The 22431-nt window shown below is 45.3% G+C and carries 21 protein-coding genes, 1 tRNA gene, 1 rRNA gene, 1 other RNA gene and 1 other annotated feature; of the genes, 5 read left to right on the forward strand and 19 right to left on the reverse strand.

Features of this window, described 5'->3' with window-relative positions; all coding sequences use genetic code 11:
- Positions 1 to 403 precede the first annotated feature (403 nt).
- From MHZ92_RS20865 to ffs, 6 genes are all read right to left on the reverse strand, one after another.
- A complete protein-coding gene (locus MHZ92_RS20865) occupies positions 404 to 667 on the reverse strand; it encodes a pro-sigmaK processing inhibitor BofA family protein (protein ID WP_239433648.1) in 264 nt (87 codons plus the stop codon).
- Between the two features lie 88 nt (positions 668 to 755).
- On the reverse strand, positions 756 to 974 hold the full coding sequence (locus MHZ92_RS20870) for a YaaL family protein (RefSeq protein ID WP_239433649.1): 219 nt from the start codon (positions 972 to 974) through the stop codon (positions 756 to 758).
- 13 nt (positions 975 to 987) lie between these two features.
- Complete coding sequence (gene recR / locus MHZ92_RS20875; protein WP_239433650.1) at positions 988 to 1584, reverse strand: recombination mediator RecR; 597 nt, start codon at positions 1582 to 1584, stop codon at positions 988 to 990.
- Between the two features lie 11 nt (positions 1585 to 1595).
- Entirely contained in the window at positions 1596 to 1916 is a 321-nt protein-coding gene (locus MHZ92_RS20880) for a YbaB/EbfC family nucleoid-associated protein (RefSeq protein WP_239433651.1), read from the reverse strand.
- Between the two features lie 24 nt (positions 1917 to 1940).
- Positions 1941 to 3707, reverse strand: coding sequence for a DNA polymerase III subunit gamma/tau (gene dnaX, locus MHZ92_RS20885; RefSeq protein ID WP_239433652.1), 1767 nt, complete (start codon positions 3705 to 3707; stop codon positions 1941 to 1943).
- A gap of 349 nt (positions 3708 to 4056) precedes the next feature.
- Positions 4057 to 4325, reverse strand: an RNA gene (ffs, locus tag MHZ92_RS20890) — signal recognition particle sRNA large type.
- Between the two features lie 204 nt (positions 4326 to 4529).
- Here ffs and MHZ92_RS20895 point away from each other — a divergent pair.
- Positions 4530 to 4622 (forward strand) — tRNA-Ser (locus MHZ92_RS20895).
- A gap of 93 nt (positions 4623 to 4715) precedes the next feature.
- A complete protein-coding gene (locus tag MHZ92_RS20900) occupies positions 4716 to 4994 on the forward strand; it encodes a hypothetical protein (RefSeq protein WP_239433653.1) in 279 nt (92 codons plus the stop codon).
- On the opposite strand, the gene thrB is transcribed toward MHZ92_RS20900, so the two are convergent.
- From thrB to MHZ92_RS20915, 3 genes are read right to left on the reverse strand one after another with little or no spacing between them, the layout of a single operon-like run.
- A complete protein-coding gene (thrB, locus tag MHZ92_RS20905) occupies positions 4991 to 5893 on the reverse strand; it encodes a homoserine kinase (protein WP_239433654.1) in 903 nt (300 codons plus the stop codon). The genes MHZ92_RS20900 and thrB overlap by 4 nt on opposite strands.
- Positions 5893 to 6954, reverse strand: a complete 1062-nt coding sequence (gene thrC, locus MHZ92_RS20910; RefSeq protein WP_239433655.1) for a threonine synthase — start codon at positions 6952 to 6954, stop codon at positions 5893 to 5895. The genes thrB and thrC overlap by 1 nt, the downstream gene beginning before the upstream one ends.
- Positions 6951 to 8249 (reverse strand): homoserine dehydrogenase, encoded by a 1299-nt coding sequence (locus tag MHZ92_RS20915; RefSeq protein WP_239433656.1) that lies wholly within the window; start codon positions 8247 to 8249, stop codon positions 6951 to 6953. The genes thrC and MHZ92_RS20915 overlap by 4 nt, the downstream gene beginning before the upstream one ends.
- 157 nt (positions 8250 to 8406) lie before the next feature.
- Here MHZ92_RS20915 and MHZ92_RS20920 point away from each other — a divergent pair, with 157 nt between their 5' ends.
- Entirely contained in the window at positions 8407 to 9774 is a 1368-nt protein-coding gene (locus tag MHZ92_RS20920; protein WP_239433657.1) for an aspartate kinase, read from the forward strand.
- A gap of 305 nt (positions 9775 to 10079) precedes the next feature.
- On the opposite strand, the gene MHZ92_RS20925 is transcribed toward MHZ92_RS20920, so the two are convergent.
- Complete coding sequence (locus MHZ92_RS20925; RefSeq protein WP_239433658.1) at positions 10080 to 10748, reverse strand: deoxynucleoside kinase; 669 nt, start codon at positions 10746 to 10748, stop codon at positions 10080 to 10082.
- Complete coding sequence (locus MHZ92_RS20930) at positions 10745 to 11380, reverse strand: deoxynucleoside kinase (protein ID WP_239433659.1); 636 nt, start codon at positions 11378 to 11380, stop codon at positions 10745 to 10747. Before MHZ92_RS20930 ends, MHZ92_RS20925 begins: the two co-directional genes overlap by 4 nt.
- 134 nt (positions 11381 to 11514) lie before the next feature.
- Between MHZ92_RS20930 and tadA the strand changes: the two genes are divergently transcribed.
- Positions 11515 to 12015 (forward strand): tRNA adenosine(34) deaminase TadA, encoded by a 501-nt coding sequence (tadA, locus tag MHZ92_RS20935; protein ID WP_239433660.1) that lies wholly within the window; start codon positions 11515 to 11517, stop codon positions 12013 to 12015.
- A 19-nt stretch (positions 12016 to 12034) separates the two neighbouring features.
- Here tadA and serS read toward each other — a convergent pair whose 3' ends face one another.
- The 4 genes from serS to pdxS form a co-directional block, all read right to left on the reverse strand.
- Complete coding sequence (gene serS, locus MHZ92_RS20940) at positions 12035 to 13309, reverse strand: serine--tRNA ligase (RefSeq protein ID WP_239433661.1); 1275 nt, start codon at positions 13307 to 13309, stop codon at positions 12035 to 12037.
- Positions 13310 to 13377: 68 nt separating this feature from the next.
- Positions 13378 to 13590: a binding site (T-box leader), on the reverse strand.
- A gap of 21 nt (positions 13591 to 13611) precedes the next feature.
- Positions 13612 to 14193, reverse strand: a complete 582-nt coding sequence (locus MHZ92_RS20945; RefSeq protein ID WP_239433662.1) for an NUDIX hydrolase — start codon at positions 14191 to 14193, stop codon at positions 13612 to 13614.
- 305 nt (positions 14194 to 14498) lie between these two features.
- Positions 14499 to 15569: a hypothetical protein gene (locus MHZ92_RS20950; protein ID WP_239433663.1), complete on the reverse strand. Its 1071-nt coding sequence runs from the start codon at positions 15567 to 15569 to the stop codon at positions 14499 to 14501.
- A gap of 137 nt (positions 15570 to 15706) precedes the next feature.
- Complete coding sequence (gene pdxS / locus MHZ92_RS20955; protein WP_239433664.1) at positions 15707 to 16552, reverse strand: pyridoxal 5'-phosphate synthase lyase subunit PdxS; 846 nt, start codon at positions 16550 to 16552, stop codon at positions 15707 to 15709.
- 248 nt (positions 16553 to 16800) lie between these two features.
- On the opposite strand from pdxS, the gene pdxR reads away from it, so the two are divergent.
- A complete protein-coding gene (gene pdxR / locus MHZ92_RS20960; protein WP_239433665.1) occupies positions 16801 to 18204 on the forward strand; it encodes a MocR-like pyridoxine biosynthesis transcription factor PdxR in 1404 nt (467 codons plus the stop codon).
- A gap of 29 nt (positions 18205 to 18233) precedes the next feature.
- Here pdxR and MHZ92_RS20965 read toward each other — a convergent pair whose 3' ends face one another.
- The 4 genes from MHZ92_RS20965 to rrf form a co-directional block, all read right to left on the reverse strand.
- On the reverse strand, positions 18234 to 19577 hold the full coding sequence (locus MHZ92_RS20965) for a serine hydrolase (protein WP_239433666.1): 1344 nt from the start codon (positions 19575 to 19577) through the stop codon (positions 18234 to 18236).
- Between the two features lie 146 nt (positions 19578 to 19723).
- The gene (guaB, locus tag MHZ92_RS20970; RefSeq protein WP_239433667.1) at positions 19724 to 21190 is read right to left on the reverse strand and encodes an IMP dehydrogenase; all 1467 of its coding nucleotides are present in this window, start codon (positions 21188 to 21190) and stop codon (positions 19724 to 19726) included.
- A gap of 111 nt (positions 21191 to 21301) precedes the next feature.
- Positions 21302 to 21781: a glutathione peroxidase gene (locus tag MHZ92_RS20975; RefSeq protein WP_239433668.1), complete on the reverse strand. Its 480-nt coding sequence runs from the start codon at positions 21779 to 21781 to the stop codon at positions 21302 to 21304.
- 532 nt (positions 21782 to 22313) lie between these two features.
- Positions 22314 to 22429 (reverse strand): 5S ribosomal RNA (gene rrf, locus MHZ92_RS20980).
- Positions 22430 to 22431: the final 2 nt, after the last annotated feature.

Below are 22431 nucleotides of genomic sequence, written 5' to 3' on the forward strand. Positions count from 1 at the left end.
TTGCTGGCATCATTTAAGATGTCAATTTTGAATCCGAAGATTCGATTTGTCTGTCCGCCGACGGGGTCGGCTTCAAGACTTTATTTGTTGACGTTTTGCTGTTCAGTTTTCAAGGTTCATTATCGGTCACTTCGTTCAAAAGCAACTCTTATATAATATCACATTTGCAACTCCGATGTCAACAACTTTTTTCAAAGTCTTTCAAGCTGTTGGAGCAGTTATTCACTTACCGGAGAAGCAGGAAATTAAATATACCATCTTGTCCACTTGAGTGCAATACCCAATTAAAAAGACAATTTCTTTCGACATCTTGGTTAAATTAGTTCAACTGTTACGAAACCGCCGAAGAGCAATTCCCCATTCCTCAAACATAAAAAATACCTCTTCTATATAGAAGAAGCATTTATAGAAAAATCGCAAATGCGAATAACGCGGCTAGGCCTGGGATTCCCAATATGGCTAAAAGTATGCCAGATGCGAAATTAACCGGAAAATAAATGCCTACGAATCCGCCGACAATGTTTAAAATGAAAAGTGCGAGAAACGCGAATGCTAAACGGAACCAAAACACGGATAGACGCTCGGACAGTTTTTTGATCTGCTTTTTATCCAACATTAATAGGGAGAGTAGAATCACTCCGATGATAGCGATACCGATAATTTTCATGGAAAGCGCCCCTTTCGACTAATAGTCCACTCTATGCGCTTCCCTGAAAAATTATCACGTTCCCCATTAACTCCTGTTTTGCCGAAGTTCACTCACGTTCTATACGAAGCCGCCGTTCTTTCGCTTCTTTGAATAGATGAAAATACTTACTTTCAGCTATCTTCCTGCGGACAATCACTTCTTCATGATAATCATGTGAGTATCTTTCGATTTCTCTCGCCTGTTCCCACTCCTCCTTCGTTTCGAGGAGCAATTTGTACAGTCGGGCATCGAATTCTCTCTTCAATTTATTCTTTCGGCCAAACATGGGCAGTGACCCCCTATAATTCCCTGCGTCCTTCAAGTGCTTTCGATAGAGTCACTTCATCCGCATATTCAAGATCTCCTCCGACTGGAAGACCGTGTGCAATTCTCGTAGTCGTAATGCCTGATGGTTTTACGAGTCTTGAGATATACATCGCTGTCGCTTCCCCTTCAATGGTCGGGTTCGTTGCCAATATCAATTCTTTCACTTCTTCATCCTGAAGACGGGTCAATAAGGAAGGGACATTGATATCTTCGGGACCAACGCCGTCCATCGGGGAGATTGCGCCATGCAGGACATGGTACAGTCCGTTATAATCCCGCATCTTTTCCATTGCAATGACATCTTTCGGATCTTGAACGACACAGATCATTGACCGGTCACGTGATTGGTCCTGACAGATCTGGCACGGATCGATGTCGGTAATATGCCCGCAAACCGAGCAGAAGCGGAGATTCCGTTTAGCGTCGACTAGCGCCTTGGCGAAGTCAAGCACTGTATCTTCTTTCATACTTAACACAAAAAACGCCAGCCGGCCCGCTGTTTTCGGGCCGATGCCTGGCAGTTTCATGAAACTATCAATCAGTTTCGATATCGGTTCAGGATAATGCATGTTTTTTCCTCCTAGAACATTCCAGGCAGGTTCAATCCCTTCGTGAATTGCCCCATTGTGGAGTTCGTTAGTTCTTCAGCTTGTTTCATCGCTTCATTTGTCGCGATCACCACAAGGTCCTGCAGCATTTCCACATCTTCCGGATCGACGACAGATGGATCGATGACAACTTCAAGCACTTCTTTGTGGCCAGAAACGACTACTTTCACCATGCCGCCTCCCGCTGTTCCTTCCAGGCGTTTTTCACCAAGTTCTTCTTGGGCCTCCGCCATTTTCTTTTGCATCTTTTGCATTTGTTTCATCATACCTTGCATATTTCCCATACCACGCATAGTGATTTCCTCCTCAATTTCACTTTAATTATCATGTACTTTTATGAATTCCTTGCCAAACATTTTTTCCGCTTCCGCAACGATTGGATCGTCATTCATCTGCTCAGCTTCCTGAACGAATGAAGGGACTTCCTCAGCAACGTCTGTTTCCACACCGGCTGCCTCATCAGTGCCATCCTGTTGCTTCGCCAAACCATTATTTCTGATGAACTCCTCCCTGACCTTCAACCAGCCGTCTTCCGGTACATACACGACATCATATGCTTTGCCGGTTCGTGTACGAAGGGCTTCCGATAGGCCTGATCTGAGAGAGGAATTTTCCGAAGCCATCAGGCAATGAATTTCATACTTGAATTTTAACACAAAAGCATTGTCGGATGCCGCTACTGGTTCAGTTTCTTCGAGAAGTGCGGAATGGGACCGTTGCAACGTTTGCATCATCGCGGCCCACTCTTCCCGGATCACTTGAATATCTTGACGGGTGGCGCCTTTTAGCACTTCATTGATCTTTCCGGTCGGTATTCTGAACGACTGGGATGTTTTCGAAGCATTTCTCTTTGGCTGTGCGGCAGCAGAGGCGCCTTCAGCAGGACGGACTCCGTTTGCAAGTTGCTGTTGAAGGTCTGCAATGACCCTTTCTAGGCTCTCTACCTTTTGAGCAAGATGCGGATCGGTCGCTTGATTGCCCGGAACTTGCATAGATGGTGCTTCCAAATGAATCATTTTCAACAATGCCGATTCGACATACACTTTCGCGTGATTAGAAAAACGCATCTCCTGCTGTGTCTTCGAAAGGATATCTATGAATGAATACAAAGTTTCTGGTTCGAATGCGTTCGACATGGATACGAATCGTTCATCCCCTGAAATCAATTCAAGCAGTTCGGTTAAATCTGGAGCTGTTCTTAATAGAAGGAGATCCCTGAAAAATGTTATCAAGTCCTCCGCCAATCGTGAGACATCCTTCCCCTCAGCGATAAGTCGGTCGAGCAATGTCAACGCGGCTGCGGCGTCTTTAGATAGAAGCGCTTCTGCCAATTGATAGAAAATATCTTCTCCGATTGATCCTGTAACGAGCAGTGCGCTCTCCGCCGTAAGCCGATCACCGCTGAAGGAGACGACTTGGTCGAGCATGCTGAGTGCGTCTCGCATCCCACCTGACGCAGCTTGTGCAATAACCTTTAAAGCACCTTCTTCCGCTTCAATTCCAGCGTCCCCTAATACATGTCTCATCCGGTCGACAATTTCAGCAGACGTAATCGGTTTGAAATCAAATCGCTGGCACCGGGAAATGATCGTTAACGGAAGCTTATGAGGTTCAGTTGTCGCTAATATGAACACCGCGTGCGGCGGCGGCTCTTCCAACGTCTTTAGCAATGCATTGAACGCTGAATTAGATAACATATGCACTTCGTCAATAATATAGACTTTAAATCGCGCATTCGAGGGGGCGAAGCGGACTTTCTCAATAATGTCCCGGATTTCCTCAACCCGCGAGTTCGAAGCGGCGTCGAATTCGATGACATCTGTATTCGAACCCTCCGTTACACTTATACATGTCGGGCATTCATTGCACGGCTCGCTAGCTGGACCGTTCTCGCAATTTAACGCTTTGGCAAAAACCTTTGCGGCACTTGTCTTCCCCGTCCCCCTCGGTCCAGAAAACAGATAGGCGTGGGACGTCTTGTTATGCTGCAAGGCGTTTTGCAATGTCTGCTTGACATGCCGCTGTCCAGACATCTCGCTGAACGACTGCGGGCGATAGACACGATAAAAAGCTTGATAAACCACCATTCCCCCTCCTTTCTTTTTTAATGCAATAGTGCTTTTATTATAACATAGATAGATGTAACATCCAGCTTCGACGGCCAGATGCTCGGGGTCATAAGTCAGCCCTGCTGCACGGCAAAAAGCGCCGTTTCGTGCCCGCATGGATGCGGGTATGCAGTCGTTGCCACAGGAAGTGGCGATTTTAGACTGCCTTCCTCTGATTGCCTTATGCCTGTCGCATCTAGGCAGGCCGCGATGTGCTCGCAACGCTGCGCTTTTACTCGCAAAAGCCGTTCTTCGTAACGGCTTTCGCTTTAGAAATAAAAAAACTCGCCCGTTAAACGGACGAGTTGAATCTATATAAGTAAAGCCGTGCACCTTCCTTCGACTGCCGCACATAAGCGTTACTCCTGTCGACAGCTCAGCCTAGGCTGCCCCGCGGCACATGAGAAATACCACTTAATGCTGCTTCCTTCCGGACCTGACATGGTTCATGGGTTCCCATTGCGCAGGACCCAGACGTCAACACTACGTGCAAGAGGCAGACCCTACATGCGGAAACAGCCTCAGGAAAGGGATTCAGTCTTGCTAGAGCGGATTGCAAGTTACAGGGCACCGCTACCTCCCCACCTAGCACGGCTTACTAAGTATACACGTTTTTGTGGATAAAATCAACCTTTTCTCTTTGAAACTTCTAGCGTGTCTTATGAAAGAGTTCTCGTTTAAAGTTCTTTGTCTGCTCACCAGAAGACAGATTTGTATGAATATATTTACTAAAAATGAGCGGCAGATAAGTAGTTGACACTCTATATTGAATCATGATAAATTATGTTTTGTTGATACGGAGGAATACCCAAGTCCGGCTGAAGGGATCGGTCTTGAAAACCGACAGGGGTGTTAAAGCCCGCGGGGGTTCGAATCCCTCTTCCTCCGCCATTCATTTTAAAATTGCGCATAGTTGGAGATAAGTCTGTTACATTATTTGTAATGGACTTTTTTATTTTTAAGAAGAATGTTGAGGTGCAGCTAATGAAAACCGTTAGTAAAGCATTGGCAATTTCTTTTATTATTCATTTTCTATACATAACGGGGATGCTATTGTTCGGTTACATACAGACGATCAACTACAAACCCGAGTTCGAAAAAGCGTGGAGTAATGTAGTCATGCTTCAAGATGAAGTCGCTTTCGGTGTAATTGGTTCCCCTTTCAATTTATTGTATACATTCGTTGGGGTCGCATTCATTTCCGGATTAGCACTCTTCCTATATAGTAAAATTAAAAAAGATGCCTCGCCGAACATTGGCTAGGCATCTTTTTTTATTCTTGAACCGATAGGAGCAGGTGTAACTGGAATTGCTTTGTAATATGGAAATTCCTTTTCCAACTTAATCGCAATCTCCTCCTGGGTCCCTTCCTTCACTGCTACGAATAAGGAAGGGCCTGCACCGCTGACTGTCATCCCATAAGCGCCTGCTTCGCGACAGAAAGTCCGTATTTGATCGAAATCTTGGAGTAACGGTTTCCGGTATTGTTCATGGAAAATGTCTCTTTCCAACATCTTGCCCGCCAATTCCCAATCTCCTACCGAAATGGCTGTCAGCATGACATTGCTTGCGGCACTCCCGGCGGATGCCAATGAATGCGAAAGCTCTGTTGGAAGAAGTCCCCTCGATTCCGATGTTTTCAACGCATTCGGGGGAACGAGAATGACAGCGCCTATTAGTGGTTGCGGCAGTTGGATGACTTCCAATTCATTCTCTACGAAATAAGCGACTGTTACGCCTCCTAATAGGGCAGCAGCTACATTATCCGAATGGCCTTCATTCTCACTGCCAATCCGCACTTTCTCTTTTGGTGACAAAGATAAATTAAGTAGCTCATTTGCAATTTCAATTCCCGCAGCAATGGCGGTTGCGCTGCTGCCGAGCCCTTTGCCGAGAGGGATCTCGGAAGCTATATGCAAAGCGTGCGGTTTGATTTCTTTACCGTATCTCCCCGCCACGTCTTGAATCGTTTGGACAATCAAATTCGTTTCATCGGTCGGCAAACCGGCATATTCTTCCCCGTCGTAATGGACGTTCCATTCCGACGCTTCGCTGACTTCGACGGTCATATATAAGGAGAGAGCCATACCGACACTGTCATACCCAGGTCCCAAGTTTGCTGTCGTCGCCGGGACGACAACTGAAAACAATGGCCCTTCCATCAGCTCGAAGCCCCTTCCTTCAGTTCGTTCAAGAATGCGTTAAACTGCTCTTTTGATAAGAAAGGTTTTCCTTCATTCACATTGATGGCCGTTTCAGGATCTTTTAATCCGTTCCCTGTAAGTACGCCGACAATCGTCGATCCCTTTTCAATCAACCCTGCGTCGAGACGTTTCTTAATGCCTGCAATCGTCGCACATGATGCAGGTTCCGCAAAGACACCGTCCGTTGAGGCGAGTAGGCTGTACGCTTCTAAAATTTCCTCGTCCGTAGCAGAGAGGATGTCTCCACCGGACTCTTCAAGTGCAGCTGTTGCCAAATGCCAGCTCGCGGGATTCCCGATGCGGATGGCTGTCGCAACTGTCTCCGGCTCCTCGAATACACGGTCATAGACGATTGGAGCCGCTCCGTCCGCCTGTACACCTAATAGCTTCGGCGTACCCGACCCAATTTTTGCGTCATATTCCTTAAAGCCTTTCCATGCGGCTGAAATATTCCCAGCGTTTCCGACCGGCAATGCAAAAATATCCGGTACTTTCCCTAATTGCTCGATCGTTTCGAATGCAATTGTCTTCTGCCCTTCCAAACGGTAAGGGTTCACAGAGTTGACGAGCGCGATTTTCCCTTCCCCTGCTTCGCGTACCATGCGCAGTGCTTCGTCGAAGTTTCCTTCAATCGCTACAATTTCCGCACCGTACATTTTTGCCTGCGCCAATTTACCGAGTGCAATTCGTCCTTCCGGGATGACGACAATGGTCCGCATCCCTGCGCGTGCACCATAAGCCGCCGCAGAAGCGGATGTATTGCCCGTAGAAGCGCAGATGAGCGCGGTTTTTCCTTCCTCTTTCGCTTTAGCGACAGCCATTACCATGCCGCGATCTTTGAAAGAGCCTGTCGGGTTTGTCCCTTCCGTTTTGACGTATAGGTTGACGCCCCACTGCTCGGATAAGTTTTTCAAATGGATGAGCGGCGTATTCCCTTCCTGCAATGTCAATTCAGGTGTTTTGTCGGTTACCGGCAGCCATTCTTTATATTCTTCGATCAATCCGTTCCATCTTCTCATCTGTTTTCGCCCTCCACTCGGTAGTAGCTAACAACGCCGTTCACTTCCGGTGTGTTATGCAATTCTTTCATGATGTCTAAATGCTGTTGCCTTGAAATGCTATGTGTGATCATGATCAAATCAACGCCGCCATTGTTGCTGCCTTCATGCTGGACAACAGTTGCAAGGCTCGCCCCATGTGCGCTGTAGATCGCTGCCAATTTAGATAGTACTCCCACTTCATCTCTAACAGAAATTCGATGGAAGTAGCGGCCAATGATTTGGTTGTCATCTTTCACTTTGTATGCAAATTGAGGTGCATGGAGCCGTTTCCCGTTCACGCCGAGCAGCAAGTTACGGCACGCCGCGACAATGTCTCCCGTGACAGATGTAGCTGTTGGCAATGAACCTGCCCCTGGTCCGTAGAACATCGTCTCTCCGACTGTGTCCCCGTATACATAAACCGCATTGAATTCATTATTGACCGAAGCAAGCGGATGCGAATTTTGGATGAATACCGGTTCCACAGAGATTTCAATTCCATCATCATCCTTTTTCGCAAACCCTGCCATCTTTACGGTGAAGCCAAACTGTTCCGCCAATGCAAGGTCTCCATCTTGGATATCTTTCATTCCTCTTACAAAGACATCCTCCAATCGGACTTCTGTTGAAAATGCAAGGGATGCGAGAATAGTCATTTTCCTTGCTGCATCAATCCCGTCAACGTCAGCTGACGGGTCAGCTTCTGCATAACCAAGTTCCGTTGCTTCCGCCAATGCCTCTTCATATGTTTTCTTTTCGTGTTTCATCTTCGTCAGAATGAAGTTCGTCGTTCCATTCACGATGCCTGTTAGTCCCCAGACCCGATCGGATGCAAGCCCGTCTTCAAGCGTACGAATAAGCGGAATTCCGCCGCCGACACTCGCTTCATAGAACAAATCGCATTTATGTTCATCCGCAAGTTTCAACAAATCATGGCCGAACTGCGCCATGACATCCTTATTCGCCGTCACGACTCCTTTTCCTGCACGGAGAGACTTTTCAATTGCCTGTTTCGCTTCGCTTGTCCCCCCGATCACTTCTACGATTAAATCGATGGACGGGTCTTCAATGATTTCATCCATGTCGGTTGTAAAAATGTCCTGGGATAATTCTGTTTCCCTTTTCTTCGTTGCATCTTTCACAAGGACTTTTTTTATTTTTACAGGCGCTCCCAATTTATGGCTCAAGTCATCTTGGTGGCGGTGCATGATTTCGGCTACACCGCTACCAACGACGCCGAATCCAAGTAAACCGATGTTGATTTCACTTTTCATATTGACGATTCTCCTTACTCTATGTACACTATGAAAAAACAATCGTTCTTCGCATAAGGACATTATAGAGAAATAAACTTTCAATAACAACCCCATTTATGTTAAAGTTCAAGATATCGTGCAATTGCTTATTTTATTAAAGAATGGATCTGATGATATGAAAGTATGTAAATTTGGTGGCACATCCGTTGCGACAGCCGATCAAATTAGAAAAGTCGTCGATATTGTAACTTCTGACAGTGACCGTAAAATTGTCGTTGTTTCAGCACCCGGAAAACGTTTCTCGGATGATATAAAGGTAACCGACCTCCTTATACAGCTTGGTGAAAAGGCTTTGTCCCATGAAAATGCGGAAAGCGAACTGATGGAAGTCGTCGATCGATACCGCGCGATTGCAGAAGATCTTGGTTTAGACGGCGCTATCGTTGAAAAGATCGAACTCGATTTACGCGAACGATTGGCCCGCGATAAAGAGGATAAGTTATTGTTCATGGATACGATGAAAGCTGCAGGCGAAGATAATAACGCAAAGTTGATTGCAGAGTACTTCAAATTCATCGGAGTCAATGCGCAATATGTCAGCCCGAGAGAAGGCGGATTGCTCGTCAACGATCGGCCGGAACGCGTTCGTGCATTGCCTGAAGGGGATGAGCGCCTCGCTACATTGCGCGATAGGCAAGGAATTATTGTCTTCCCAGGTTTCTTCGGCTATACAGAAGACGGCACACTTCGTACATTCAATCGAGGGGGATCGGATATTACCGGCTCCATCATTGCGGCAGCTGTAGAAGCTGATCTATATGAAAACTTTACGGATGTCGACTCGGTGTTTGCAGCGAATCCGACTGTTATCGAAAATCCTGTCGCCATCAAAAAAATGACCTATCGTGAAATGCGGGAGCTAGCCTATGCGGGATTCTCTGTTTTCCATGATGAGGCACTGATCCCTGCTTTCCGGAAATCAATTCCCGTATGTATCAAAAACACGAACAATCCCAATGCACCGGGTACATTGATCGTCAAAGAACGGGATTACAATGAACAGCAAGTGATTGGAATTGCGGCGGACAGCGGATTCACCGCCATTTACGTCGATAAATATTTAATGAACTTGGAGATTGGTTTCGGCCGTAGGCTTCTCCAAATTTTAGAGGAAGAAGAAATTCCATTCGAGCATACACCTTCCGGAATCGATAACTTATCCATCATCATCCGAAGCCGATTCTTGTCGAAAGAAAAGGAAGAACGGATTGTGGAACGGATCCATAAGGAATTGGAACCGGATGCTGTCATCGTGGAACATGATTATTCAATGATCGTACTCGTCGGGGAAGGCATGCAATATACGACTGGATTAGCTGCGCGGGCTGCAACTGCCATTGCGAGAAGCGGCACTAACATTGAGATGATCAATCAAGGGTCATCTGAGGTCAGCCTTGTCTTCGGCGTGAAAGTACAGGACGAAACGAAGAGTTTGAAAGAGTTGTATAACGAGTTTTTCGTAAAATCATATGTGAAATCATGAAAAAGGGACACGAGTGTAGTGTCCCTTTTTCACATTGGTACAAACATATTTGGAAATTGCCTAACTATGCCTTCCGATATCATATCCGCCATCATCATTGCCTGTGCCTCGATCACAATTCGACTTGTGCTTTGCTATAGCAATTAATGGGCTGCATCGGTTGCATCGAGTTCATCGGGGGGACATTTCCATAAAATTGATTCACTGCACCACTCCAACTTTCATACTTGGGTCAGTACATGATATTCGCCTGATATGATATTGGTGAATAAAAAAGAGCAGCCAAGTATAAGGCTGCTCTTCCTTTATTTTTTCAACATTGCCGACAAGTTCAACATATGGCCGATCCGCTCGACGACTGTCTCTACTTCATGAGGATTGCTTTTCAAATCGTAATCGGTAATGTCGATTCGAAGAACTGGACATGCGTTGAAGGAATCAATCCACTTTACATAGCGCTCATGGAGCTCTTCCCAATAGGAAAGCGGCGTCTGCTGCTCCATTGAGCGGCCTCTCTCTTGGATACGTGCAAGGATTTTGTCGAATGGGCCATCCAAATAAATAAGCAAATCAGGATGCGGGAAATACGGAGTCATGACCATCGCGTCAAAGAGCTTCGTATACGTATCATAATCTACCGGATCCATCGTCCCTTTGTCTTTATGCATCTTAGCGAAAATCCCAGTATCTTCGTAAATCGAACGGTCTTGAATGAAGCCGCCACCGTATTCAAACATCCGCTTTTGTTCCTTGAAACGTTCTGCAAGAAAATAAATTTGCAAATGGAAGCTCCATTTTTCAAAATCATCGTAAAAACGGTCAAGGTATGGATTTTCATCCACATTCTCTAATGATGTCCGAAAATCCAGTGCTTCGGCCAATGCATTTGTCATCGTTGACTTACCTGCTCCAACTGTCCCTGCAATCGTGATGACTGCATTTTTCGGAATCCCATACTTCTCTCGTAAATTCATTGTACTGCTCCTTTTCGTATCGTCTCATCGACCTTGCTAAGAATCGCTTGCAAATCGCCTGCGTCATTGACAAAGTCTATTTCATCACCATTGAAATGCAGGACGGGAATGTCCGGGTGGGCAGCTTCAAAATCCGCGATGAATTGTTCATAGTCCTCCGACAGCTGTTGCAAATAGGCAGGATCGATATTCTTCTCAAACTCACGCCCGCGAAGCGCAATCCGTTTTAATAACGTATCGAGCGTGGCATGAAGATAAATAATGACATTCGGCACGGGCATGTCTTTCGTCAATATATGATAAATCTCTTCGTATTTAGCATACTCATCCGCCGAGAGCGACCGTCTTGCAAAAATAAGGTTTTTGAATATATGATAATCCGCCACAACAGGTTGTCGTTGGCTTAGAAACTTCTTTTGGATATCGCTCAATTGCTTATAACGGTTGCAGAGAAAAAACATTTCGGTTTGGAAGCTCCATTCCGCGATGTCTTCGTAAAATTTATTTAAAAATGGATTTTCATCCACGATTTCGCTTAACTGATGGAACTGATGGGCTTCCGCAATCGCCTTAGATAGCGTTGTTTTGCCGACACCTATCGGTCCCTCTACCGTAATGAACGGAACAGACATAAAAAGCTCTCCTTTGATTCGACAATTTCTGCACTTCATTTTACCACATCGATTTATTGAAACATAGAGCAATCACTGGAAATTAGCAGGATGCCCATTTGTGGTGGTACACTATTTGCAAGGAGCGATGAATGATGGATGCATTTGAAATGGACCGCCGCTTCATGCGGATGGCAATAGAGGAAGCTAGAAAAGCGGAGACACTTGGTGAAGTGCCGATCGGGGCTGTCATCGTGAAAGACGGAGAAGTAATCGCACGTGCCCATAATTTACGGGAAACGTCGCAAAACGCCGTCACGCATGCTGAACTGTCTGCCATTCAGGACGCTTGTCGGGAAACCGGCAGCTGGCGGCTAGAAGACACGACATTATACGTAACACTCGAACCGTGCCCGATGTGCGCCGGTGCAATTTTACAATCAAGAGTTCCCCGCGTCGTCTATGGAGCACGTGATCCGAAAGGCGGCTGCGTCGATTCGCTATACCGTTTATTAAATGATCCGCGCTTTAATCATGAATGCGAAGTGACGGAAGGCGTTCTTGCGGATGAATGCGGGGATATGCTGACAAGCTTTTTCCGGTCGTTGCGCGAAAAGAAGAAAGAACAAAAAAAGGCCATGCGGGAAGTCGATTGACTCCGCATGGCCCTTCATTTTATCGAATAATTTCTTTTCCACCCATGTAAGGACGCAATACTTCCGGAATGACGACAGATCCGTCCTCCTGCTGGAAGTTCTCAAGGATGGCAGCGACCGTACGTCCAATCGCCAAGCCGCTTCCGTTCAACGTATGAACGTATTCAGGCTTCGCTCCTTGCTCGCGGCGGAAACGGATAGAAGCACGTCTTGCCTGGAAATCTTCGAAGTTTGAGCAAGAAGAAATTTCACGGTATGTGTCTTGTGTCGGAATCCATACTTCGATGTCGTATTTCTTCGCAGCTGTGAACCCAAGATCTGCTGTACACATTTTTAAGACGCGATACGGAAGTCCAAGCAATTGCAATACTTTCTCCGCATGCCCTGTTAATTTCTCTAGCTCATTGTATGACTCTTCCGGCTTCACAAAGCGGACAAGCTCGACTTTATTGAACTGATGCTGGCGAATCAACCCGCGCGTATCCCGGCCCGCAGATCCAGCTTCTGAACGGAAGTTCGTGCTGTACGCTGTATAAGCGATCGGCAATTGAGCACCGTCGATAATTTCATCGCGGTGATAGTTCGTTACCGGAACTTCAGATGTTGGAATTAAGAAATAATCCTCTTCCTCGACTAGGAATGCATCCTCTTCGAACTTCGGCAATTGGCCAGTCCCCGTCAAGCTTGTGCGATTGACCAAATATGGCGGCAACATTTCTTCATAGCCATGCTCCTCAACATGCAAGTCAAGCATGAAGCTGATCAACGCCCGCTCAAGTCTTGCGCCAAGCCCACGGTAGAACACGAAACGGCTGCCGGTAACTTTCGCGGCACGTTCAAAGTCAAGCAAATTCAAATCCGTTCCGATTTCCCAATGCGGCTTCGGTTCGAAACCGAATTGTGGTTTCTCGCCCCATGTACGGATTTCAACGTTATCATCTTCGCTGTCGCCGACTGGAACCGATTCATGAGGGATGTTCGGAATGCGCATCATGATGTAATTCAAATCTTCTTCAACTTGACTTAATTGCTCATCAAGGGACTTGATTTCATCGCCGACCTCACGCATGCGTGCAATGACGTCATCCGCATTTTCCTTATTGCGTTTCATTTCAGCCACTTTTTGCGAAACTTCGTTACGCTCCGCCTTCAGTACTTCCACTTTCGCAATCAGTTCCCGTCTTTTCTCATCAAGACCGACGAATTTATCCAAATCCGTCAAGTCTTCTCCGCGCTTTGTAAGCTTTGCTTTCACTTCATCGAAATTCGCACGAAGCAATTTAATGTCTAACATAGCCGATTCCTCCTCAATTGTAATGTGACGATTATTTCCGAACACAAAAAAAGCCCTCTATCCCCTATACAAGGGACGAGAACTACCCGCGTTGCCACCCAAATTGACCAGCAAAATAGCTGATCCACTCTTTGAAATAACGGTTCAATGTCCGGCTAAGCTTACTCATTGTTCAACCTAGCTACTCAGGGACGGATTCACAAGTGTTTTTACCGACTCCCACCAACCGCCGGCTCTCTTCAAAAAACGTGCTTGCTACTGCTTCCCATCATCGTCTTTAATTTGAAATTAGTATCACTTTACTACATCCCGCCACTTTTGGCAAGGTCCAAGTATTCTGAAATCGCTAGGAAATATTCTGTTTCATGTGGAACAAAATCGGATAGCGTAATTTCCGAAGAATTACTCAAAATAATCTGTTCTACCTCTCGCTTAAAGAGCGACTGCAAATCTTCGATTGAAACCGCGTGAATGCTCTCCACTTCCTCCTGCTGCAATGAAAAGTCGGTCAGTGAAAAGTTTGACTTGTAAAAGAAAACGTTCGAAAACTCATTATCAATGAACCCCGGAAGCGTGATCGTATCCCGTACGACGCCCATCCGTTTTATCTTGAACGGGTCGACTTCGATGCCAAGCTCCTCCTCGACTTCACGGATGCCGTCCATAATTTCCTCATTCGCCATCAAATGACCCGCAGCCGTAATATCATACAGGCCGGGGAAGTCCTTTTTCGTAGCACTCCTTTTTTGTATCAAAACATTTGTCCCGTCCACGAGCCAACAATGGAACGTCTCATGCCACAAGCCTTTCTTATGAACAGTATCTCTCGTTTCATCACGTACATACCTATAATGTTCATCGAATACTTTTAGTCGCTCTACCAATTTAGATCCCCCTTCATATGTCAGAAAGAGCTATGATCGTGCTAACCAAAAAAGCAGTACAAAATAAAATCCCTACCACAGCTCCAATTCTTACCATGAGGATTGCTTCTTTAGTATTTCTGGCTCTTCCGCGTACTGCCACCTTCTCCCGAATAACACGCTTTCTTTTGGGCATAACAGAGTCCATATAAAAATCGGAACAAAAAGGATAAAAACAAATATCGCTTCAGCCATTCTATACCTCCTACGATTTTATTGCAAAAAAACATAAATAGTACTAGATATGCATAAACGCTTTCGCCGTCTTACCAAACAAATCCCATCGGCCAATAGCCAATTCTATAAAGACCGGAAAGATTATACCGTTTCGCCATTTCTTCCAAAACGGCCACTATCTGATCATAGGTTTCGTCATTTATTTTCTCGACCGACTCCGGAATACTGATATAGCCTGATGTCAATTCAGCAATATGAAAAGCATGTTGATAAACGGCTGCCTCACCAACAGGTTCGTAGTCAGGTATAAAATGCGGCATAACGATGTTGTAGTCAAAGTTCACATGTTCTAACGCGGCAAGATCCTTTGAAAAACCAACACCTGACTTATAAAAACCAACTACTTGAAAATCCATTACTTCAGAAATCAATTCCAAGGAAAAAATATCACCGAGTTCATAAATATCCTTATATGCATGTCCTAACACGACACTAATTGGATCGTTCGGTGATGCAAGAGTAAAATCTGACATCAGAAGGTTTCTGCCCGTCTCAATACTGTTATCGAAGCGATTGAAAATACTCTCACCTAATAAAATCGTCTTTAGTGGCGTTGATAAATATTCATTACCATCCCAATCGCGCGAGACAGCATTAATTGGATTTGGAAAACCTATGTTAGCGAGGGTGGTTTGATACTGCTCATATCCATCCACAAAACTTGTTTCGCCCTCATAAAATCCTCTGTGAAATAAAGGATATTCACTCAAAAGAACATAATCAAAAACCGTCTTCATTTCAGCATACATAGCTTTTACCTCTTCAAGAGGCACACTTGTTATCCCATCTGGAAGCCCTTCAAAATCAAACGCGGTTTGATAGTACGGTTCAAATGAAGGTATTTCAGAGATAATTTTTATATAACCCTCGTAATCATCAAACGATGGCAGTTCAACTTCAGTCGTTTGCGAATTATCTGGTACAACTGGTTCAGACTGAGTTTGTTGCACATCCGGTACACTCTCTGTTTTATCCTGGACTTGTTGTATATCTGTTACATTACTATCATCTTCTGCGCTACAGGCTGTCAACACGACAAGAATCGTAATTCCGACAATGGTGCATATAGGTTTCGCAAAGAGTGACAATAAAGTTTTCATTGCTAACCCCCCGTTTCTATTTATCCTACCTTTCTAAAACAGAAAAATCTTCCTTTAATTGTTTCTTTACGTGCTATAGAACGTAAAGGATTCAAAAAGGCCAGAGCAATATAATAAATGCTCTGACCTTCATTTTTTTATACACCGCGTACCGCCATCAATTCACTTTCCGGTAGCTTACTAATTTCCAGACCTTTCATCGGCGTACCAATATTTTTGGATAATTCACCGATTAACTCATAGTTCCTGAAGTCTTCCGTCGCACGGACAATGGCACGTGCGAATTTTTCCGGATTTTCGGATTTGAAAATACCGGATCCGACGAATACACCGTCCGCGCCAAGTTCCATCATCAGTGCTGCGTCAGCAGGCGTTGCCACCCCACCTGCAGCATAGTTAATGACTGGAAGACGTTTCGCTTCGCGGATGGCAAGTAATACATCATACGGTGCAGCAAGATCTCTCGCCGCCACCATCAGTTCATCATTATTCATATGAACAATTTGATTCACTTGCGCATTCACTTGACGGAGGTGACGAACCGCTTCGACAATATTGCCCGTTCCCGGCTCCCCTTTCGTACGAAGCATCTTTGCCCCTTCTCCAAGACGGCGTGCTGCTTCACCTAAATTACGGGCTCCGCAAACAAAAGGAACTTTATAATCACTCTTCAATAAATGAAACTCCTCATCTGCAGGTGTCAACACTTCACTTTCATCAATGAAATCCACACCCATTGCTTCTAACACACGCGCTTCCGAAATATGACCAATACGCACTTTCGCCATGACCGGAATGGAAACCGCCTTTTGAACTTCTTCAACGATTCGCGGATCCGCCATTCGTGCGACACCGCCCGCTGCCCGAATATCCGAAGGAACGCGTTCAAGTGCCATAACAGCAACCGCACCTGCCGCCTCCGCCACTTTCGCTTGCTCCGCGTTGATAACATCCATAATAACGCCGCCATATTTAAATTCCATTTACTCTTCCTCCTTTTCGTTTTATTCAGTATACTAAAGAATGACCATATTGAAATAATCAGTTTATCCAAATTTGAAGTGGTCAGTTTTAGAATCTGTTAGATTGAAAGCGGATAGGTCTAAGCTCACAAGATAACGGTATCATCGGTAAAATAAACGATAATTCCTAGGAAATAATTGATAATTCTCGGGAAATGAACGATAACTCCTTCAGTTCCTTTGAATTCATCACAGAACGAGGTGTCAAAATGGAAATGCTATTAATTGAACTGAATAAAGAAAGTGAAACTCCTCTTTACGAGCAGATTTACCAACAAATTCGCAACGACATTACCGAAGGGAAACTTCTTGTCGGCGAAAAACTCCCTTCCAAACGAAAACTCGGCGAATTTCTCGACGTCAGTCAGACAACTATCGAAATTGCGTATGGGCAGCTTGCGGCAGAAGGGTTCATTACATCCAAACCGCGAAGGGGCTATTTCGTGCAGGAGATCGGAGAGTTGGCGTATGTACAGCCAACCGAGGCGGTGACAGTCGCTGTCAAAGAGGAGAATAAAGAATTGGAGATTGACTTCTCCCCTGGTAAAATCGACACGGAATCATTCCCTTTCACACAATGGAGGAAATACGCAAAAGACATAATTGATGAATCATCGCAACATCTTCTGCTGCTCGGTCATCCTCACGGCGATGTAGAGCTTCGGCAGGAAATCGCGAAGTATTTATATCACTCGAGAGGGGTCGATTGCTCCGCGGACCAGATCATCGTCGGCTCCGGTACAGAACAGCTCATGCCGTTGCTCATACGGATTCTCGGACCACAGGCGTTGTACGCGATTGAAAATCCGGGCTATCCGCTCACCCACCATGTCTTTTTCCACAACAACCGGGAAGCGATACCGATTACGGTCGACGAGGAAGGAATGGACGTACGAGCTCTCCAACGGTCCGAAGCGACGGTTGCTTACGTCACACCTTCCCATCAGTTTCCGACCGGCACAGTGCTTTCTGCGGCGCGTAGGACGGCATTATTGAATTGGGCTGCTTCAAATGCCGATAATTTCATTATCGAGGATGATTACGACAGCGAATTCCGCTATACAGGACGGCCCATCCCTTCATTGCAAGGAATGGACAAAGCAGGCAAGGTTATCTATGTCAGTACATTTTCAAAATCGCTCATGCCATCTTTACGGATTGCTTATATGGTATTGCCTCCGGTTTTACTCAAAAAATACGAGGATGCGTTCATCCATTATTCTTCAACAGTGCCGCGGCTCGATCAGCATACACTTGCCCGTTTCATGGCAGACGGCCATTTCGCCCGACATTTAAACAGAATGCGGAAAGTATATAAACGGAAATTGCAGCTGCTGACGGATTCACTAGAGCCATATGGTCCGACGGTTTCATTCTCGGGTGATGAAGCGGGCATGCATATCCTCATCAATGTCCATACCGACAAGGATGAAGATACATTGGCTGAAGCCGCATTGGCTAATGGCATCCGTGTTTACGGCTTGAATGAATACCGTAAAGACGCGAAAAATGTACAGCCTTCCTTTCTGATCGGTTTCGGCGGCTTGGCGGAAGATCGGATCGAATGGACGGTAAAAAGGCTCATGGATGCTTGGAATATACAAAAAAGGTGATGGCCCTAGTTGGATCCATCACCTTTTTGTTATTTAAATAATCCTTTTATAAACCCTGTTGCACTATCCCAAATACCGACGAAGAAATCTCCGATCGCGCTCATCATTAGCGCAAACCAACCGGCTTTCTCGACGTCTTCCTTGACGACAACTTCCATGCCGAGGTCTTTCGAGTCGATGAAACCGTAATCCTCGCCCTCTTTCTTAACGAGCTCTACATGGCCCACTACGGTACCTTTTTTAATTGGTGCTTCAAGAGTGCCATCTTTCAATAAAGATTCATCAAGAATAAACCGAGGCTCGTAAAGTTCCTTTTCATTCGACTTGATCATCGCTTTAATTGGCTCTTTCACTTCGATTGCAACGGTCTTCTCTTTCCCTTTTAGGACAGGCAATGTCTTCTGCTCTTCGAATTGATAGCCTGCAGGAAGAAGTTCCTCATTGGAGAATTGGCCGAATCCGTAATCGAACAACGCCCGTGTCGCATCAAACCGCGCTTTATAGGAGCCGACTCCATTCGCGTCTACAGCTTTCATGACAACCGAAATGAGCCGCTTGTCTCCGCGCTTTGCCGTTCCCGTGAAGCTGTGGCCTGCGAAATCAGTAGTTCCCGTCTTCAATCCGTCGACGCCTTCGTATTCATAAACGAAACCTGGAAGCATAAAGTTCCAGTTGTCCATCTTGATGGCGTCCGACGTGCCTTCACGGAAGATTTTCGTATTGATTTTTGTTGTCTCCAACACTTGTGGATAGTCTTTCATCAAATGGTAGGCAAGCAGTGCAACCGATTTGGCAGGCATAACGTTCTCGTCATTCGCGCCAGTCCCTTGTGGATGCATCCCTTGCAAGTATTCATTGTTCAACCCAGAAGAGTTAACAAACTTATAATCGACTAAACCAAGTTCCTTCGCTTTTGCATCCATCAATTTCAAGAACTCAGTTTCGGTTCCTGCAATCGTTTCAGCAATTGCGATTGTCGCGGCATTCGCCGAATAAATTGCCAAGGCCTCGTAAAGCTCTCTAATTGTATATACGCCATCTCTTCGGAGCGGGACGTTGCTTAGACGTCTGTCCTGAGAAATTGCATATGTATAATCTGTGACCTTGTATTCTTGATCCCAACTGATTTTACCGTCTTCAATCGCTTCAAAGAGGAGATATTCAGTCATCATCTTTGTCATACTTGCAATGCCGAGTGGTGTGTCTGCATTTTCTTCATATAAAATTTTACCAGTTTCCGCGTCAACTAGAATGGCACCATCTACGTGTATGCCGAGTGTCGATTCTGCTTGTACAGGTGCTGTGCCGAACGTCATTACCAGTACGAATGGTATGAGCAGCAACGCAACCCATTTTCTCATTTCCCGTTTCACCAATATACCTCCGTCATTGCAATTTTCCACTTTATATTTTATCACATCATGAACACGATTAGGGAGTTCGATTAAAAAAGCACCTTTCCGCTCATATCAAGACGTGCGGAAAGGTGCTGAAGTTCCATATTGACTGTTTCCATTTTTTACGAAATGGAGTAGTTCGGCGCTTCTTTCGTAATATGCACTTGGTGCGGATGGCTTTCGCGCAAACCAGCACCAGTCATACGGATAAACTGTGCTTTTTCGCGTAGATCGTGAAGATCTTTCGTTCCGCAATAGCCCATACCTGCCCGGATACCACCGACGAGCTGGTGAATCGTATCAGCAATAGGTCCTTTATAAGGCATACGTCCTTCAATTCCTTCAGGCACAAGTTTCTTAGCATCCTCTTGGAAGTAACGGTCTTTTGAACCTTGTTCCATAGCACCGACTGATCCCATTCCACGGTACACCTTAAAGCGTCTGCCTTGGTAAATTTCCGTGTCGCCAGGGCTTTCCGTTGTACCAGCAAGCAAGCTTCCGAGCATGACGACATGTCCACCTGCTGCCAAAGCTTTTACGATATCACCGGAGTATTTTATGCCTCCGTCCGCAATGATCGTTTTGCCTTGCTTACGCGCTTCAGAAGCACACTCGTAAACAGCTGTAATTTGAGGAACCCCTACACCTGCAACTACACGTGTAGTACAGATAGAACCTGGACCGATTCCGACTTTGACAACGTCCGCTCCAGCCTCATACAATGCGGCTGTAGCTTCTGCAGTAGCTACGTTCCCAGCGATGATATCGAGGTCCGGATACGTTTTGCGGATTTGCGCAACCGTATCAAGCACACCTTTCGAATGTCCATGTGCCGTGTCAATGACGATAACATCGACTTCTGCAGCTACTAGCTTCTGCACTCGAACCATCGTATCGGACGTAACACCAACCGCTGCCCCTACGAGGAGTCGTCCTTGGCTATCTTTTGCAGCATTTGGGAATTCAATCACTTTTTCGATATCTTTTATTGTAATAAGGCCTTTTAATATGCCGTTTTCATCGACAATCGGCAGTTTTTCAATTTTATATTGTTGCAGTATCTTTTCAGCGTCTTCCAACGTCGTTCCGACAGGAGCCGTCACTAAATTGTCCTTCGTCATCACATCATTAATAATCATCGAGTAATCTTGAATGAAGCGCAAATCACGGTTCGTCAAAATGCCAACGAGCTTTTGTTCATCCATATTGTTAACGATTGGAACACCTGAAATACGATATTTACCCATTAAGTGCTCCGCATCAAATACTTGATGTTCAGGAGTGAGGAAGAAAGGATTTGTAATAACGCCATTCTCTGATCGCTTCACTGTTACAACTTGCTCGGCTTGCTCTTCAATGGTCATATTTTTATGAATGACCCCGAGGCCTCCTTGTCGTGCCATCGCAATCGCCATTTTCGACTCGGTTACCGTATCCATACCGGCACTAATAATTGGAATGTTCAACGTTATTTTCTTTGTTAATTGAACGGAAAGGTTAACGTCCTTCGGCAATACTTCTGAATGGCCCGGTACAAGCAACACATCGTCAAAAGTCAATCCTTCGCGAGTAAATTTAGATTCCCACATTTAGTGTTTCCTCCTCAAATATCATTATCTGCAGTTGAATATTATTAAAAGGTTATCAGCGCCTTCGAGGTGTGTCAAGGAGACAGAAATAAGAAAAAGAATTCCTTTTATTCAATGAATTGACTCTTCAATTGCCTCTCGCATTTTGGCCGGGGAAGTTTGTGGCGCAAAACGTTCTACAACGTTACCTTCACGGTCAATGAGGAATTTGGTGAAATTCCATTTGATACCTTCAGTGAGCAACCCTTTCTTTTGCTCTGTCAAAAATGAAAACAACGGAGATGCATTCTTCCCAATAACATCCACCTTTGCAAACATCGGAAAGGTCACACCATAATTCCTTTCACAAAACGACAGCGTTTCTTCAATCGAATCAAATTCTTGATTGTTAAAGTTGTCGGAAGGAAAGCCAAGAACAACAAGTCCTTGTTCACGATAATCCTCATAAAGCTGCTGAAGCTCTTTGAACTGATCTGTAAAACCACATTTGCTCGCTGTATTGACAATGACGACAACCGACCCTTCATAATCCCTCATAGATTGCAAAGTACCATCCGGTCTTTCAACCGAAAACTCGTAAAAGGAAGCCATATTCATCATCACCTTTCATTAGCCTTATTAATCAACAATAAGTCAAGTTTACAAGCAATGCAAAGATGTGAGACGAACAATTGTAATCATTGTTCCTACATACTATCACTCAAAAACGCATAAATTACTATATGTACGCATAAACCAAATCAAAGACGCATATCGTCTTACAATCACGCATAAATCTATTCAAATGCGCATAATTGTAAATAAATGCTCATAAATCCCCATATACGCGCATAAAGAAGCTTATCAATATCGAACTTCACTTCAAATGGACTCTTTCCAAATACATACGATTGGATTCTTATGGTCGGGAGATGCTCTTTGGACGCGGATTGACTTGTTTTGGGCGCGGGACGATACTCTTTGGGCGCGAATTGGCTCGCTTTGGGCGCAGGACCACACTCTTTGGGCGCGGATTTATTAGGCGCATGATTTCTTGTCTCTAGCAATCTTAATTTCACTCATTAGAACCTTTAAAAATAATTTACACGTACAAAAAAACCACCCCCCACAGGAGATGGTCTTTGCCCGGCGACGTCCTACTCTCACAGGGGGAAGCCCCCTACTACCATCGGCGCTGAAGAGCTTAACTTCCGTGTTCGGGATGGGAACGGGTGTGACCTCTTCGCCGTCGTCACCAGACT

Source organism: Sporosarcina sp. ACRSL (assembly GCF_022346605.1).
In the GTDB taxonomy this organism is placed as follows: domain Bacteria; phylum Bacillota; class Bacilli; order Bacillales_A; family Planococcaceae; genus Sporosarcina.